General features: G+C 53.5%; 14 protein-coding genes and 1 other annotated feature. Of the genes, 13 read left to right on the top strand and 1 reads right to left on the bottom strand.

All coding sequences use genetic code 11. From position 1 onward, the window contains the following. Positions 1 to 27 precede the first annotated feature (27 nt). The 5 genes from DW949_RS05500 (at position 28) to ilvN (ending at position 7,139) form a co-directional block, all read left to right on the top strand. The gene (locus DW949_RS05500) at positions 28 to 1,365 is read left to right on the top strand and encodes a gluconate:H+ symporter (protein ID WP_118022243.1); all 1,338 of its coding nucleotides are present in this window, start codon (positions 28 to 30) and stop codon (positions 1,363 to 1,365) included. Between the two features lie 216 nt (positions 1,366 to 1,581). Beyond that, positions 1,582 to 3,051 carry a sodium:alanine symporter family protein gene (locus DW949_RS05505; RefSeq protein WP_118022244.1) on the top strand — a complete coding sequence of 490 codons (1,470 nt, stop codon included), beginning with the start codon at positions 1,582 to 1,584 and terminating at the stop codon, positions 3,049 to 3,051. A 175-nt stretch (positions 3,052 to 3,226) separates the two neighbouring features. Continuing rightward, the gene (locus tag DW949_RS05510; RefSeq protein WP_118022273.1) at positions 3,227 to 4,432 is read left to right on the top strand and encodes a PLP-dependent aminotransferase family protein; all 1,206 of its coding nucleotides are present in this window, start codon (positions 3,227 to 3,229) and stop codon (positions 4,430 to 4,432) included. A gap of 160 nt (positions 4,433 to 4,592) precedes the next feature. Beyond that, positions 4,593 to 4,833, top strand: a binding site (T-box leader). A 105-nt stretch (positions 4,834 to 4,938) separates the two neighbouring features. Beyond that, positions 4,939 to 6,639: a biosynthetic-type acetolactate synthase large subunit gene (gene ilvB / locus DW949_RS05515; RefSeq protein ID WP_118022245.1), complete on the top strand. Its 1,701-nt coding sequence runs from the start codon at positions 4,939 to 4,941 to the stop codon at positions 6,637 to 6,639. After that, a complete protein-coding gene (gene ilvN, locus DW949_RS05520; RefSeq protein WP_118022246.1) occupies positions 6,636 to 7,139 on the top strand; it encodes an acetolactate synthase small subunit in 504 nt (167 codons plus the stop codon). Before ilvB ends, ilvN begins: the two co-directional genes overlap by 4 nt. Positions 7,140 to 7,261: 122 nt before the next feature. On the opposite strand, the gene DW949_RS05525 is transcribed toward ilvN, so the two are convergent. Beyond that, entirely contained in the window at positions 7,262 to 8,053 is a 792-nt protein-coding gene (locus tag DW949_RS05525; protein ID WP_118022247.1) for a carbon-nitrogen hydrolase family protein, read from the bottom strand. A 166-nt stretch (positions 8,054 to 8,219) separates the two neighbouring features. Here DW949_RS05525 and DW949_RS05530 point away from each other — a divergent pair, with 166 nt between their 5' ends. From DW949_RS05530 to DW949_RS05565, 8 genes are all read left to right on the top strand, one after another. Beyond that, the gene (locus tag DW949_RS05530) at positions 8,220 to 8,696 is read left to right on the top strand and encodes a peptidylprolyl isomerase (RefSeq protein ID WP_118022248.1); all 477 of its coding nucleotides are present in this window, start codon (positions 8,220 to 8,222) and stop codon (positions 8,694 to 8,696) included. Then, positions 8,677 to 8,973 carry a GIY-YIG nuclease family protein gene (locus DW949_RS05535; RefSeq protein WP_233539502.1) on the top strand — a complete coding sequence of 99 codons (297 nt, stop codon included), beginning with the start codon at positions 8,677 to 8,679 and terminating at the stop codon, positions 8,971 to 8,973. Before DW949_RS05530 ends, DW949_RS05535 begins: the two co-directional genes overlap by 20 nt. A 13-nt stretch (positions 8,974 to 8,986) precedes the next feature. Further along, positions 8,987 to 10,240 (top strand): M48 family metallopeptidase, encoded by a 1,254-nt coding sequence (locus DW949_RS05540; protein ID WP_118022250.1) that lies wholly within the window; start codon positions 8,987 to 8,989, stop codon positions 10,238 to 10,240. 141 nt (positions 10,241 to 10,381) lie between these two features. Next, positions 10,382 to 11,794: a GDSL-type esterase/lipase family protein gene (locus DW949_RS05545; RefSeq protein ID WP_199595765.1), complete on the top strand. Its 1,413-nt coding sequence runs from the start codon at positions 10,382 to 10,384 to the stop codon at positions 11,792 to 11,794. A 15-nt stretch (positions 11,795 to 11,809) separates the two neighbouring features. Next, positions 11,810 to 12,580 (top strand): ABC transporter permease, encoded by a 771-nt coding sequence (locus DW949_RS05550; protein ID WP_118022252.1) that lies wholly within the window; start codon positions 11,810 to 11,812, stop codon positions 12,578 to 12,580. Next, positions 12,573 to 13,301: an ABC transporter ATP-binding protein gene (locus DW949_RS05555; protein ID WP_118022253.1), complete on the top strand. Its 729-nt coding sequence runs from the start codon at positions 12,573 to 12,575 to the stop codon at positions 13,299 to 13,301. Before DW949_RS05550 ends, DW949_RS05555 begins: the two co-directional genes overlap by 8 nt. After that, positions 13,298 to 14,275, top strand: a complete 978-nt coding sequence (locus DW949_RS05560; RefSeq protein ID WP_118022254.1) for an ABC transporter substrate-binding protein — start codon at positions 13,298 to 13,300, stop codon at positions 14,273 to 14,275. Before DW949_RS05555 ends, DW949_RS05560 begins: the two co-directional genes overlap by 4 nt. A gap of 246 nt (positions 14,276 to 14,521) precedes the next feature. Then, positions 14,522 to 15,601 carry a hypothetical protein gene (locus DW949_RS05565; protein ID WP_118022255.1) on the top strand — a complete coding sequence of 360 codons (1,080 nt, stop codon included), beginning with the start codon at positions 14,522 to 14,524 and terminating at the stop codon, positions 15,599 to 15,601. The last annotated feature ends 108 nt before the right edge of the window (positions 15,602 to 15,709 follow it).

The following is a 15,709-nucleotide window of genomic DNA, read 5'->3' on the forward strand; positions in this document are numbered from 1 at the left end:
AATCAATTGAAGAGAGGTGTATCCCTAATGGAATCCAGTTCAGTCATGCTGTTAGTACTTATTGCAGCGGTGCTTTTATTGCTGGTATTGATTATAAAGGCTAAGCTTAATGCCTTTGTGGCGCTAATCGTTACCTGTATTTTTGTAGGCATGGCATCCGGAATGGAATTGCCGAAGATTGTTACATCTATTGAAGCCGGTATGGCTAGTACTCTGGGATTTTTAGCAACTATAGTCGGATTTGGTACTATTTTGGGAAAAATGCTTGAAGTATCTGGCGGAGCAGAGTGCCTGGCCCGTACATTACTGGACCGCATGGGACCAGAACGAGCTCCATGGGTCATGACATTAGTAGGACTCATTGCTGGGATTCCCGTGTTTTTTGAAGTGGGTTTTGTCTTGCTTTTTCCCCTCGTTTTTATTGTTGCCAGAGAAGCAAAACTGTCTCTGCTTTATGTTGGAGTACCGCTTGCCGTCTCGCTGATGGTAGTACACTGTATGGTGCCACCGCATCCGGCCGCATTTGCTATTACATCTATCTTAGGTGCTGATGTAGGAAAAGTCATTTTATATGCCCTTATTATTGGTGCTCCCAGTGCAGTGATAGCTGGTCCTGTCTGGTCTGGGTTCATCAGTTCCCGCTGCCAATCCGGACATTTGCCGGAACGGGATGTTGAGGCACCGACTCCTTATGATCAGCTTCCTGGATTTGGTATCACTTTATTTACGGTATTACTGCCACTTTTTATCATGGTAGGCAAGACACTTAGTGTATTAATTTTGCCACCAGACTCTCCCGCACTCCCGGCAATTGAATTTTTTGGGAGCCCTCTTGTTGCCTTGTTGATTTCTGTATTTTTTGCGTACTATACTTTGGGGTTTGCCCGGGGCAAGACGAAAAATGAGCTGCAGAAATTGACGGATAATTGTTTTGGGCCGATTGCAGGCATCCTTCTGATTATTGGTGCCGGTGGAGCTTTTAACCAGCTTCTTATTGACAGCGGACTGGGAAAAACATTTGCAGATACGTTGATTTCACTTCATATGAATCCGGTATTTATGGCATGGCTGATTGCTTTTCTTCTCCATCTCGCGATTGGTTCAGCAACCGTCGCCATGATCAGCTCGGCCGGTATGGTTCTGCCTATGTTGGCATCCTTCCCGGAAATCAGCCCTGAAATCATTGTCCTTGCTATCGGATCAGGCGCTATTGGTCCCTGTCATGTCAACGATTCCAGTTTCTGGTTTATTAAAGAATTTTTGGGGATATCGCTGCCAGATATGTTCAAAAGTTTTACGATGGCTTGTATGATTGCTTCCTTTGTGTCATTGACCATTATCATGGTTGTTACCTTCGTTTTTTAAACAATAGAACAAATACATTATTATTTAAATAATACAGTCAAAATAATTAAAAATATATAATAAAAACATTGACATACTAAAAATAAAATGGTATAGTATGACCATCTCATTCATCGTATTGATGGCGGGATGAACATCTATATGCCGGGCAACGAGGCCTTCTGCAGGGTAAACTCTGCAGGAGGCCTTTTTTGTACCGCAAAAGGGGGAATATGTATGTTTATCATCGATAGTATCATAAGTGGCATGATGGCCATCGCCGATGTCATCTGGGGCTGGCCGATTCTGATACTGACATCATTTGTAGCGGTTTACATGACAGTCCGGCTCCGGTTTTTCCAGTTCCGCCATTTTGGCCTGATTATGAAAGAAACCTTTGGCAAGATTTTTGATAAAGGCTCTGGCGAAGGCAATATCAATCCCTTCAAGGCAGCCTGCACGGCCCTGGCGTCTACTCTGGGGGTCGGCAATATTGCCGGCGTATCCGTCGCTATTGCCACCGGCGGTCCCGGTGCCGTATTCTGGATGTGGTTCATCGCCATGCTGGGCCTCATCGTCAAGTTCTCGGAAGTGACACTGGCCGTAGCCTATCGTGAAAAAGATCCCGACACGGGCGAATGGCACGGCGGATTTCCCTGGTTTGTCAAAAATGGCCTGGGAAAGAAATGGAAATGGCTGTCCCTCATCTGGACGGTGACTCTGGGCCTGGGCATGATGGTCGGCCCGGCTGTACAGTCCAACGCCATTGCCCAGTCGCTGAGCGGTTCCTTCGGTATCTCTCCGTTGTACATCGGCATTGCCGTCGCTGTCCTCATGGGCTTGGTCTTGGTGGGCGGCCTGAAAAGCCTGTCTAACTTTGCCAATGCCGTCGTTCCCTTTATGGCTATCATTTATATTGCTGTTTCTGTCGTCGTCATGATCGTCAATGCATCGGCCATCCCGGCAGCTTTTGCCATGATTTTCCACGATGCCTTCACCGGTACGGCCGCATCGGGCGGTTTCCTTGGCTCGTCGGTCATGCTGGGCATCCGCTGGGGCCTGGCACGGGGTATTTTCTCTAACGAAGCCGGTACGGGCACGGCACCGCTGGTCCATTCGTCGGCAGCAGTCAATCATCCGGTCAAACAGGGCCTGTGGGGCGTTTTTGAAGTATTCTTCGATACCATCGTCGTCTGCACCATGACGGCTATGGTCGTCATGACCTCCGGCGTCTGGGACCGCGGCGCTACCGGGGCAGCTCTTACGGCAGCGGCCTTTGGAGAAGGTTTTGGCGGCAACGCCGCAGCAGCGGGTATGTTCATCGCCGTCGTCATCGCTTTCTTCGGATTTACGACGGCTGTCGTCAATGCCTACTATGGCGGCATCTGCCTCAACGCCCTGGGCTTTAAAGGGGCATCGGTCAAGGTATTCTATGCGCTGGCCAGTATTTTCGGCATCGTCGGCGCCGTCGGGGCCCTCAATACGGTCTGGTCCACCTTTGATTTCTTCTTCGGCGTCTGTGTCCTGTGCAATCTGGTCGTCATCTTCGTCATGCGCGACAAAATCGTCCTCCTCGTCCGGGACTATGAAGAACGGCTGCTCACCCAGTCCTGGGACGCTACGGCTGCTGATGCGGTCGAACGCCTGGGCCTGATGGAAAAACCGGAAGACGCATCGTCTCTGCGGGAAGGCGTCAAAATTTCGTAATCATTCTTTTACCTGAATCTCCCCATATTCCCAGAAAAGACTGCAGTTTCTCCTATCCGGGCAGGAGCTGCAGTTTTTTCTATGCTATAGCAAAGGAGCAGATAAAACTTCTTTTGTCATTTGTATTTGTGTAGTATACTAATGTATGTAAACGAGAGAAAAGGGGATGTTTGATATGACACAATTTTCAAAACGCTGGTCGGATCCGGCACTGGTGGCGACCTGCGATGTCATGGACCGCTTATTCCAGCCCATGACGGCGGCAGACGGCATTGCTTTCAGTATCGGTTCGCCTGCTGTCGAAGCGCTTCCCGTCGATGCGCTGCGGGAAATTTCCCAGGACGTGTTCCGCCGGGATGGCCGTGGCATTGAAGCACTGGCCTACGGCACCAAAATGGGGATCCGCGACCTGCGGGAAATCATTGCCAGTGACCTTCTGGCACCGAAGGGGGTGCATACTTCGGCCGATAATATTCTCATCACTGCCGGCGGGCTGGAAACGATGAAGCTCCTGTGCGATATCTTCCTCGATCCCGGCGATGTCATCCTCGTAGAATCGCCGACGTTCGTGCACTGCGTCATGATATTCCAGATTTTCAACGCCGTCTGCATTCCCTGCCAGATGGACGACGACGGCCTTGTTATGGAAGACGTAGAAGCCAAAATCCAGAAATATCATCCCAAGATGATCTATACGGTGCCGACCTTCCAGAACCCGACGGGCGTGACCCTTTCCCAGGACCGCCGGCAGAAACTGGCAGAACTGGCGGCCAAATACGATGTCATCGTCATCGAAGACGATCCCTACCGGGACATCCGTTTCCAGGGGAAAGACCTGCTGCCCATCAAGACGTTCGATGAAGCCGGCAAAGTCGTCCTGGCCAACAGCTTTTCCAAGATTTTTTCACCGGGCAGCCGTCTCGGCTATGTCGTAGCGCCTGATGATATCATGGAAAAAATCGCCTATGCTAAGGTGGCGACCAATTCCCATTCCAGCAAGATTTCCGAAGTCCTGGCAGCGGAATTTTTCAAGCGCGGCTATTTCCCGGATCACCTGAAGAAAATCTGCGCCATTTACCGACAGCGCTGCGCTGCCATGATGGAAGCCCTGGACGCCTATTTCCCGGAAGGGACGAAACATACCCATCCCGACGGCGGCCTCTTTACCTGGGCCGAACTTCCCGGCGATATCGATACGACGGAGCTCTTAAAAGAAACGATGGACAAACTCCATATTTCCTTCGTCGCCGGCCGGGGCTTTTACGTCGAAGGCGGCGATGCCGGCAAGAACTGCATGCGCATCAGCTTCGGCGCCGTACCGCCGGATAAAATCTACACGGGCATCAAACGCCTGGGCGATTATATCAAGACGAAATTATAACAGAATTAAAAAATTAAACAATAATCCACAAGATGTAACGTTTAACTCACATAACATTTAAATAAACGCGGAAAATGCCCTTGACAGGCGACTCTCTATTGCGTACAATATGCCCATACCTCGTTACTATAACGAAGTAGAATAAGCAACTATGCATAACGGAAATCTGATGACGGGAGAAAGTAGTGTGTCTGGTCCCATGACAGAGAGCCGGCGGCTGGTGTGAGCCGGTATGGGCTGGCAGACGAAGGTCCTCCCCGAAGAGCGGTGCTGAATCAGATTAGGCGCCTACGGCTGTTCCCCGTTACAGGAAACGCGTATGTTGGTACGTTGTAGAGAGCCCGGTTGCAGAAATGCTCCGGGAATCAGGGTGGTATCGCGGATTATACTCCGTCCCTTGCAGAAGGGGCGGAGTTTTTTTGTTACCTCTTTTGACAGCTCTGCATTCCAACAAGATTATTTTTTTATGGTAAAGGGAAGAGAGTTTGAAATATGAGGTGATGATGATGAAACTGACAGGCGCGCAGGCTGTGCTGGCCTGCTTGAAGAAAGAGGGCGTTCCCGTTGTATTCGGTTATCCCGGCGGAGCGATCCTTCCTCTCTATGATGCTATGTATCAGGATGGGTTCCGTCACATCCTGACCAGTCATGAACAGGGTGCCGTCCATGCCGCCGACGGCTACGCCCGCGTGACAGGCAGGCCCGGTGTCTGCATCGCTACATCCGGACCGGGCATCTGCAACATGGTCACGGGCATTGCGACGGCTAATATGGATTCTATTCCTATGGTCATTATCAGCGGACAGGTATCGGCCGGTCTCATTGGCCGCGATGCCTTTCAGGAAGCAGATATTTCCGGTATTACGTCGCCTATTACCAAGCATAATTATCTGGTGAAAGACGCAAGGCAGATTCCCCGGGTCCTGAAAGAAGCCTTTTATATAGCTTCCACCGGCCGGCCGGGACCGGTCCTGGTCGATATTACCAAGGATGCTCTGGAAGCAGAGATTGATTTTACCTATCCGGAAACTGTATCGCTGCCGGGGTATCAGCTGGAACTGGTAGGGCAGGTCTATGACATCGACCGGGCAGTCAGCGCCATACAGCAGAGCAAGCGGCCTCTGCTGCTCGTAGGCGGCGGTGTCATCCTGTCGGAGACGACCGGCGCGCTGCAGCAGTTCATCGGGGAAACGCAGATACCCGTCGTGACGACTCTCATGGGAAAAGGCGCCGTCCCGGACAGTTATGACCTTCATCTCGGCATGGGTGGCATGCACGGATCCTATGCGTCCAACATGGCCATTACTGAATGCGATTTGCTCATCGCCATGGGCGTGCGCTTCGATGAACGCCTGACCAGCCGGGCCGATACCTTTGCTCTGGGAGCACAGATTATCCAGTTCGACATCGACGATGTGGAAATCGGCAAAATCATCGACGTCGATCTGGCCGTAAAAGGGGACCTGCGCTGGTCCCTGCCTCTCATGGCAGAAAAAATCAGGGAGCAGTCCTTTGATTATCAGATGGCCTATGCTCTCTGGAAGGACCACGTCCGCTCTATGAAAAAGACTCATCCCTTTGCCGTGCCGCCGAGACCGGGCTATATTTCTCCCCAGTCTGTCTTTGAAACTGTCCGGGCGCTGACACGACCGGAGGATACGATTGCCGTTACCGATGTGGGCCAGCATCAGATGTGGGCGGCTCAGTTTTTTGATACGGAGCAGCCCCGCCATTTTATTTCTTCCGGTGGACTGGGCACCATGGGATACGGTCTGCCAGCGGCCATGGGAGCCAAAGTCGCGTTCCCGGAAAAGACCGTCCTCGTCTTTTCCGGCGATGGGAGCATCCTCATGAACTGCCAGGAACTGGCTACCTTGTCCCGGTATGGCATTGCCGTCAAAGTCATCGTGCTCCACAATGATACCCTGGGCATGATCGTCCAGCTTCAGGATTTCTTTTACGACAAGCATTATACACAGTGCACGCTGAACAGCCGCAAAAATCTGCCCATGCTGGCCGGATCGATGGGCGTCCGGGGCTATCACATAGAAAGGGAAGACGACCTTTTCCCCGTGCTCCGGGAAGCTCTTGCCTGTGAAGGGGCGGCTCTCATCGACATTGCGATTTCCAAAGACGAACGGGTCTATCCGACCGTTCCCGGTGGCAAAGCGCTCTGTGATATGATACTGGGAGGTGAGGCACGATGAGGACACAGCATCTTGCTATATTATGTGACAATAAACCGGGCGTCCTGACCCATATTGCCGGACTCATCAGCCGCAAGGCTATTAATATCGAATCACTGACGGCAGGGTACACGGAAGAACGGAATGTGACCCGGTTCAATATCGTCATCAGCATCGAAGACGATAAGGAACTGAAGCAGACTATGAGCCAGCTGGCAAAACTCATTGACATCATCAAAATCGTCAACCTCGATGAGGAGCCCTTTATCAGTTATGAACTGGCCATGATCAAAGTACGCTATGATTCTCCCAAGATAAGGGAGGAACTATCTGGTCTGGCCGATTTGTTTCATGCCAAAGTCGTCGATGTCAACCTGAATTCCCTGATTCTCCGCGTGACTGGCCGGGAAGACCACGTCGATGCCCTGATCAAAGTGCTCTCGCCATACGACGTACTGGAAATCGTGCGTACCGGGACCATTTCCCTGTCCCGGGGGCTCGTGCCGGTCAAGGAGATGTAAAGCACGGCAGGATTATGCAGGGCCGGCTGTACCGGACAGATGCAGACGGAGCTGCCTCCTATGAGTCTATCGGCTCAGGGGTGGCAGCTCCGTTTGTCTGGCCTATTCTGTTTTTTGCTTTCTTACTGATACATATCGGGCCGGCGCAGTTTGAGGAAAGGCCGTTCTTCTTTGGCTTTGCGGGCCAGGCTCAGGTCGAGGTCGCAGGCGATAAGCCGTTCCTGATCGTCTCCTTTGGCCAGCAGGTTGCCCCAGGGGTCGATGATGAGGGACTGGCCGGCAAAGTCCATATCGCCTTCTTTGCCGACGCGGTTGCACATGGCGACGAAGGTCTGGTTCTGATAGGCCTGGACGCGCATTTCCCATTCAAACATTTCCAGCGGTTCGGCTTTCGTGTTGGCCGTCGGCACGATGACCAGATCGGCGCCCTGGGCGGCACAGGAGCGGATGCTTTCCGGCAGATGGCGGTCAAAGCAGATGACGATGCCGATTTTGCCAAACTCCGTCGTAAAGACCTGGAAGCCTTCTTCCGACGGCGTATAGTAATCGCATTCGTAGAACTGGGGCGCCTGGAAAATATGGACCATCTTGGAAATGCCGGCAATGCGGCCCTGGCGGTCGAGGAACAGGTTGGCATCATAGGGCTTTCCCTGCTGTTTCAGATAGAAATTAGGAGAAATATACATATCGTGCTCCCGGCATTTTGCCTGGATAGCCTGTACTTTCTGGTCCGTATCTTCCATCAGATACCCTGTGGCATCCTGTTTTTCATACTGGGCAAAAAACGGAGAGAACTGCACTTCCGGGAAAAACAGCAGGTTGCAGCCCGCCGCTTTATCGCAGAAATCTAGTGTTTTCGCAAAATTTTCGTCCATATCCTTCGACATGGACATCTGAGCCATTCCTAATCGCATGACCTTCATCCCCCTCTGATATACAATAACTGAATTTAATTCTAGTATATCATAGAACAGAAGGGAAACATATACCTTTTGAAAGGGCAGAATGGTTTGCAGTTTGGAGAACACATAGTATATAATAGAAGAAAAACAATAGAACTATTCCAGGAGGATCAGCACTATGGCAGATAAAAAAATGTATGCATTGTTTAAGACCAATCACGGGGACTTCACGGTCGAATTATTTCCCGACAAAGCTCCGATTACCGTCGCCAATTTCAAGAAACTGGCAGACAGCAAGTTCTATGACGGCACCATATTCCATCGTATCATCGCCGATTTCATGATCCAGGGCGGCGATCCCCAAGGGACGGGATTTGGCGGTTCCGATGAAATGATTCCCGATGAATTCGGCCCCGGTCTCGATTTCAGTGAACCGGGCGTCCTGGCCATGGCCAATGCCGGCCCCAATACGGGCAGTTCCCAGTTCTTTGTGACCGTCGTTCCGACACCGTGGCTCCAGAATCACCACTCCATTTTTGGCAAAGTAGTAGAAAATTATGATGTCGTAGAAGCCATCAGCAAGACGGCGACGGATTTCCGGGATAAACCGCTGGAAGATGTCGTCCTCGACACCATTGAAATCGTTGAAAAATAATCAGACAGACCGGGCCTATTATACCTATGTCGTGCGCTGCGCCGACGGTTCGTACTATACGGGATGGACCTGTGACATCCAGCGCCGGCTGGCCGCTCACAATGGCCGGGGCGGAGCCCGGTACACCCGCAGCCGCCAGCCCGTGACCCTAGTCTGGAGCCAGGCCTTTGCGTCGCAGCATGCGGCCATGCACTGGGAATGGGAAATCAAACAATGGCCCCGCGCGAAGAAAATAGACCTGATTCAGACGCAGCAGAGGCTGCCCGAAGAAGAATAGGGGATGGATTCGTGTGAAAACATGGAAAAAATGGATGACTACGCTGGTACTGGGCACGTCCCTGGTGACGCTGCCCGTGGGGATGGCAGCCGCAGCGTCTGCCGTGGAAACGGTGCTCTATGGCGCTGCTGCAGCGGCTCTCATCAAGCAGCAGCTGGTCAGGATGGATACGCAGATGCAGCCGCAGATGCTGGCCCAGACACAGGCCAAGACCGGCGTAGTGGACAATTATGAATATGAAGACCGGCTGGAACGGATTGCTGACAACCTCGTCCGGACGGGCATGATCAAACGCAATTACGATGTTTATGCCAATCCCAGCAAGGAATTGAATGCCTTTGAAACCGTGGGCGGCGTCATTTCCGTCAATCAGGGCATGATGGATACGCTCAATGACGATGAACTGGCCTTTACCCTGTGCCATGAAATGCAGCATGGCGAACGACACCATGCCATCAACGGCGTCATGAAGAGCATCGGCGTCTCCGTTGCTGTAGACCTTGCCTTTGGCGGCCATGCGGAAATGCTCGACGTGCTCCTCGGCGGCATCGTGATCAATTATATCGACAACGAAATGGTGACCATGAACCAGGAAAAAGAAGCCGATGCCTACGGGTTCGAGGTCATGAAAAATACGCCCTATAATGTGGGCGGTGCCCCGTCGTCGATGCAGTTCGTCTACGAAAAGTACGGCGACCTCTATCAGGAAGGGTTCAAACGGGTCATCAATCCCAATAACCACCCCCAGATGACAAAGCGCATTGAAAAGCTGGGCCGCCGCATGACGCGCTGGTCCGGCAATCACGTCCAGGTAGGGGGCGACATGGTCTACGTCAACGCCCAGCCCGTAGTAAGCCCTGCTCCCTATGGGGATTACTCGCGGCGTCGCCGTGCCTTCCTCGTCGCCGGGAATCTGTCCCGTGTGACCCATACGATCTACGGGGAAGCCCAGGATGACAAGAAGGTCCAGACGACTCCCGTCGCTTCTGGCAAGATCAAAGGCATGGACCTGACGGGCAACGACTGGCAGATCCTGCAGAATGGCAGTGAGATTTCCGTTCAGGGCCAGCACATCATGGATTGTGCTCCCGGCGATGACGGCGCGGCCATTGTCCGCAGCCTGAACCAGGCATTCCGGGCGAAACCGGCCATGCTCTCTGACAAAGAAATCCAGAAGCTGGACAAGAAATGGAAGAGCCAGTACGGCTACAAGGCGCCGGCTAAAAAAGATAAGGCCGGAGCACAGAAAACAGAAGATCATTCCTGAAAGGGGATATGTATAAATTGTTTTAAGGGACGCTGCACGATGCGGCGCCTCTTTTTCTCTCTGTGTGCACCGTATTGTATGATGTCTGTAAATAGTATATAATAAGTAATGATTCGCGATTTCATTAGAAAGGGAGGCGGGATGATGCGCCATAAAAGTATGCTGATTTTACTGTTACTCTTATCATTTACCCTGGGCTATGGTGTCCTGGCTACGACGGCGCGGCAGAATGCCCATCACGGGCCCATCGTGTCCCCGCCTCTGGAAAAAGCACAGAAGCTGTATGTCTCCCACAGTGCCGGGGAAGATTTGGAAAAGCCTCTCCTCCTGCGTCATTATTCTGAAGCAGCGCCGGCTCCGGTCCATCCTATCCTGCGCTGGACCCGCGTAGATGGAGCCGTCATGTACGACGTCCAGGTCCTGCGCCAGCTGGAAGCGGATGAAAAGACGGGGGACATTGCCTACGAACCGGTCATGCCGGAGCAGCGGGCTTATACGAACGGCATCGAACTGGCCCTGCCGGACGATTTCCAGGATGACTGTTTCTATTACCGCGTCTATGGGCTCGATATGGAAGGCCACCGGGTCAGCGACTATTCGGCGATAGAAAAAGTGCCCCTGGACCGCATGTCTCCCTTCGTGGAAAAGCCGGAGCTGTTGTCCTCGTATAATACGGGAAAAGGGACGGTCCTGCTCTATCCCGTCTACGACTGGCTCCCTGTACCCGGGGCCAGCCAGTATGAAGTGGAAATACTGGACGCGGCGCCGGAAAATCCCGGAGGCGTAGAAGCGTCACAGCACCGCATCGACGTGTACCGGACCGAGGCGGCCCAGAAGTACGATCCCCGGCCGCGGTATGGGAATCATCCCTTTTACTGGCGTGTCCGGGCCCTGGATGAACAGGGCGGTCCCGTCGGTGTCTGGTCCGATGCCCAGCCGTTTTTGACCGACCCCGATACGCCCTATGAAGCAGCGGCCCTGGGTGACAGCATCAGTCACGGTGGAGGCAGCATTTCCTATTCGCCGACCGATTGGGATTTCAGTTATCTGTCCTATCTCGATTTTTCTGTGGTCAATCTGGCTCAGAGCGGCGATACGAGCACCATGACCAAAGACCGGTTTGAAGCCGATGTCCTGCCCTTCAGGCCGAAATACCTCCTGATCCTCATGGGATCGAACAGCCTGCGCAACGGTCTGGGCGCTGACGTCGTCATTTCCGATATGGAAGAGGTGCGCAAAAAATCCCTGGAGCACGGCATCCGCCCCGTATTCCTGACAGTGCCGCCAGTCAATCCCGACAATATCAAACAGACTTTTGACGATGAAACGGCTTCCGACTGGCAGTGGCAGATTGGCCGCGTCAACCGTTATGTCCGTTCCCGGGTCCACATCGATATTACGCCGGGAATGTACGATAATGAGGGGCGTCTGCGGACGGAACTGGCCCTCGACGGCCTCCATCTGGACCCTTCGGGAAAGAAGCTCATGGCGCAGGCCATCAACGCGGCCTGGCCGGATATCGAAGCCCTTCCGGACAGCGCCTGGGATGAATAGAAATCAGGTAATGCCATGAAACGAATACTAACGAAAATACTGACAATCGGTGCCCTGCCACTGCTTCTGGGCATATGCTGGCAGCTGGGAAGCACGTGGCACTGGTGGGGGTCGTATATCGTCCCGCCGCCGGAACGGGTGTGGACCAGCTGGCTGCAGCTGGCCTCTTCCGGACAGCTGGCCCGTCATGTCGGGGCCAGTCTGATGCGGGTCCTTACGGGATTTGCCATTGCATCGGCACTGGCCCTGCCCGGCGGCATATGGCTGGGCCTGCACCCGGCGGCCCGCCGCGTCTGTCATTCCCTCCTGGAATTTCTGCGGAACGTGCCGCCCCTGGCCCTGCTGCCCATGCTCATCCTGTGGTTCGGCATCGGCGAGGCCAGCAAAATCATCATCGTCGTCCTGGCGACATTTTTCCCCATATTCCTCAATACCCTCGATGGCATGTCCCATCCCGATGAACAGCTGCTGGAAATGGGCCGCGTCTATGGCTTGTCTTCCCGGGCCATTTTCTGGCATATCCGCCTTCCCCAGGCCCTTCCGGCCATGTACACGGGACTGCGCATCGGCCTGGGATACAGCTGGCGGTCCCTCATCGGGGCGGAAATGATTGCCGCCGCGGCAGGACTGGGGTATCTCATCCTCGACGGGGAAGAAATGGCTCGTCCCGACATCGTGCTGGCCGGTATCCTGACTCTGGGCATCCTGGGAATCGCCGCCGATGCATTCATGAGATTCCTGGGCCGGCGCTATCTCTGGACAGAAAGGAAATGGCATCATGAGTGATATCCGCATAGAGAACCTGTCCCGGTTCTATACCCTGCCCGATGGGAAACGGGTCGCCGCCCTGCACGATTGCAGCCTGTCTGTACGGGACGGCTCGTTTACGGTCATCGTAGGAAAGAGCGGCTGCGGCAAGACGACGCTCCTGCGCCTGCTGGCCAGGCTGGAACAACCCGATGAAGGGATCCTCGATTTCGGCGGGCCTCGTCCCCGGACAGGGGTCATGTTCCAGACGCCGCGCCTGCTTCCCTGGCTGACCGTAGAAGAAAACGTATGCATCTGGCAGCATGGCATGGGCGGATCGGAAGAACTGGCCGGGCAGTATCTGAAAGATTTCGGCCTCGACTCATTCCGCCAAGCCTATCCGGATCAGCTGTCAGGCGGCATGGCCCAGCGGGCCGCCCTGGTGCGTACCCTGTCGTGCCGGCCACGGCTGCTGCTCATGGATGAACCCTTTGCGGCCCTGGACTATTTTACCCGGGAAAAACTGCAGGACGAGCTCATGGACCAGTATGTACGGCAGCCCATGACTATCGTATTCATCACTCATGACCTCGATGAAGCGGTCCGGCTGGGACAGGACATCCTGGTCATGCACAAGGGATGCTGTGGCAGCCGTGTGAGAAACGACGAAGGATATCCCCGGCCGTCTGTTGCCGGACGGCTGGCAATGAAAACAGACATTTTGCATATTCTTAATGAAGAAAAGGAGAATCGTATATGAAACGAAGCGTAAAACTCGTACTGGCAGGCCTGGCCGTCGTCATGGCCGTAGCAGGTCTTGCCGGATGTGGACAGGACAAGGCCGGCGGGACGGCAAAGAAACCGGAAACGATCAACATGACCTATGTCAAATCCCCCCTCAATATTCCCTCCATTATAGAAAAGAAAGATCAGGTATTTGAAAAGGCATTCAAGGATGACGGCATTTCCATCACCTATTCGGATCTCGATGCCGGCCCGAAACAGACAGAAGCCCTGGCTGCCGGCAAAATCGACGTCTGCCATGCCCTGGGCGGGACCAGTGCTATCCTGGCCAAGGCCAACGGCATCGACCTGACCGTTGTCGGCGTCTACAGCCGGGCACCGGAAGCGTTCATGATCATGACCAAAGACCCATCCATCCAGTCGGTCAAAGACCTGAAAGGCAAGAAAATTGCCGGGCCGAAAGGCACCATCCTGCACCAGCTGCTCCTGGCGGCACTGGCCAAAGAAGGGATGAGCGCCGATGACGTCCAGTTCGTATCCATGGGCATTCCTCAGGCAGCGGCGGCCCTCAGCGGCGGCAGTGCTGATGCGGCACTGCTGGCAGGACCGGCGACACTGAAAATGAAAAATGACGGTGCACGCACCCTGACGACGGGCAAGGGCCTCCTCGATGCCACCATCGTCATAGCCATGCGCAGCGATTTCATCAAACAGTATCCCGATACAGCAAAGAAATTCATGCAGACCCATGAAAAAGTCGTCAAAGACTACCTGGCAGACCCGCAGAAATACTACGGCACAGCCGCCGCAGAAACAGGCCTTACGGAAGACCAGGTACAGGCCATGGCTGGATGGTACGATTTCAACCCGGCCATCACCGATGCCGATATAGAAGACCTCGTAAAGACACAGGACTTCCTCATCGAAACAGGCATGCTGGAAAAAGACCGCAAGATAGACATCAAAGCGCTCTGCCAGCCCGTTGAATAAAGAGATATATACAAAAAGGGGCTGTAACAAAATGGGTTAAAAGCTCATTTTGTTACAGCCCCTTTTTCTATGTCTATAATACGGAAAACAATCAGGTTCGTCAATATCCTCGTCAAGGTAAAGGGCTCCCTTTCTTTATCGTGCAGCCATTTCATTTCTATGGTATAATGCATACATAGCATGCACGTTATGAAAATAATTCAGACAGATGTGCTGAGGTGGTGCATCTGTGATGGGAGTGTATCCATGGAAAAGGAAAAGATGGCAAAACTGGCCGGCGGCGTTGTCGTAGGTGCCGCAAAGGGCAGTGTGGGCATGGTGCGCAATGTCCGGGGACTGACGTACCGGCAGCGGGATTTTGACGCGCTCATCGCCAGGCTGCGCGACCAGTCTCTGGAATATCAGGATATCCAGCATTTGATAGCGAAAAGCCAGCTGCAGGGGGAAACGAAGCGGGATATGATCCTCGATTCGATTGGCCTTAGCCTGCCGAATTTCTGGCAGCGCCTGCTGGGCTGGAAAATCCCCGATGACCTGCAGCAGGCCTATGAGCTGGCCTATCCCGACAAGGCGGCAGATATGGATTTCCGCAGTGCCATAGAAGGAATGGATGAAGACCAGCTCGATGGATTTGTAAACGGGCTGAAGGGAAAGTTATTTGAAATACGCTATACGGACTATCTGAACGACGGCCATCTGCCAGCCGGGTGTCATGCTGAAATGGCCCAGTCGGCGACGCAGCCCGGGTGGGATATTGCGATTTATAATAGCGATGGCAGTATCAATGACGTACTGCAGCTCAAAGCGACAGAATCGGCCCAGTACATAGAAAATGCCTTTGAACGGTATCCCCATATCGATATTGTCTCTACAGATGAAGTCTACAGCCAGGTGACCATGGGGGATATGTCGGCACATCTGATCAACAGTGGCATTTCCAATGAAGAACTGTCCCAGTATGTGCTGGAACACGTCGATGCGGCAGAGGCAGTGCAGAGCGACAGCCTGTTCCCGTCGCTGATCCCCTATATCCTCATTGCCTATTCCGTGTCCCGGAAAGCGGACTTATCCGACTACCGGAAAGGAAACGAATTTGGACGCCGGTCCGTCCTTTCCTACGTGTGCCATGCCCTGGGCGTCACGGCGGCGGTCTTTACCCACACATGGTGGCTGGCCCCGGTCACGTCGGTATCACTGCGCCTGGCCAACCATTACGGAGAAAAACGGGCCCTGGCGTATCAGTCGCTGAAACGGGCGGTCAATACAAATGAGACCGTGCTCAAGCGGTACAGGGATTATAAAAAGAGGATATTGATAGATTGGTAATCGGACCCACGGCCGGGGCCTTATTCCCCCTGCCTCGCCCGGTATGGCGCCATCTGCTTCGTTGTCATCAGTCACCATAGCCCCGCTATGGCTCCTTCTTCCGCCTCG

It is taken from the genome of Megasphaera sp. AM44-1BH (genome assembly GCF_003467125.1).
Classification (GTDB): Bacteria; Bacillota; Negativicutes; order Veillonellales; family Megasphaeraceae; genus Megasphaera.

Coding starts and splice junctions, on each gene's coding strand:
- DW949_RS05500 (WP_118022243.1), top strand. CDS start 28: ATGGAATCCAGTTCAGTCATGCTGTTAGTACTTATTGCAGCGGTGCTT.
- DW949_RS05505 (WP_118022244.1), top strand. CDS start 1,582: ATGTTTATCATCGATAGTATCATAAGTGGCATGATGGCCATCGCCGAT.
- DW949_RS05510 (WP_118022273.1), top strand. CDS start 3,227: ATGACACAATTTTCAAAACGCTGGTCGGATCCGGCACTGGTGGCGACC.
- ilvB (WP_118022245.1), top strand. CDS start 4,939: ATGAAACTGACAGGCGCGCAGGCTGTGCTGGCCTGCTTGAAGAAAGAG.
- ilvN (WP_118022246.1), top strand. CDS start 6,636: ATGAGGACACAGCATCTTGCTATATTATGTGACAATAAACCGGGCGTC.
- DW949_RS05525 (WP_118022247.1), bottom strand. CDS start 8,053: ATGCGATTAGGAATGGCTCAGATGTCCATGTCGAAGGATATGGACGAA.
- DW949_RS05530 (WP_118022248.1), top strand. CDS start 8,220: ATGGCAGATAAAAAAATGTATGCATTGTTTAAGACCAATCACGGGGAC.
- DW949_RS05545 (WP_199595765.1), top strand. CDS start 10,382: ATGATGCGCCATAAAAGTATGCTGATTTTACTGTTACTCTTATCATTT.
- DW949_RS05550 (WP_118022252.1), top strand. CDS start 11,810: ATGAAACGAATACTAACGAAAATACTGACAATCGGTGCCCTGCCACTG.
- DW949_RS05555 (WP_118022253.1), top strand. CDS start 12,573: ATGAGTGATATCCGCATAGAGAACCTGTCCCGGTTCTATACCCTGCCC.
- DW949_RS05560 (WP_118022254.1), top strand. CDS start 13,298: ATGAAACGAAGCGTAAAACTCGTACTGGCAGGCCTGGCCGTCGTCATG.
- DW949_RS05565 (WP_118022255.1), top strand. CDS start 14,522: ATGGAAAAGGAAAAGATGGCAAAACTGGCCGGCGGCGTTGTCGTAGGT.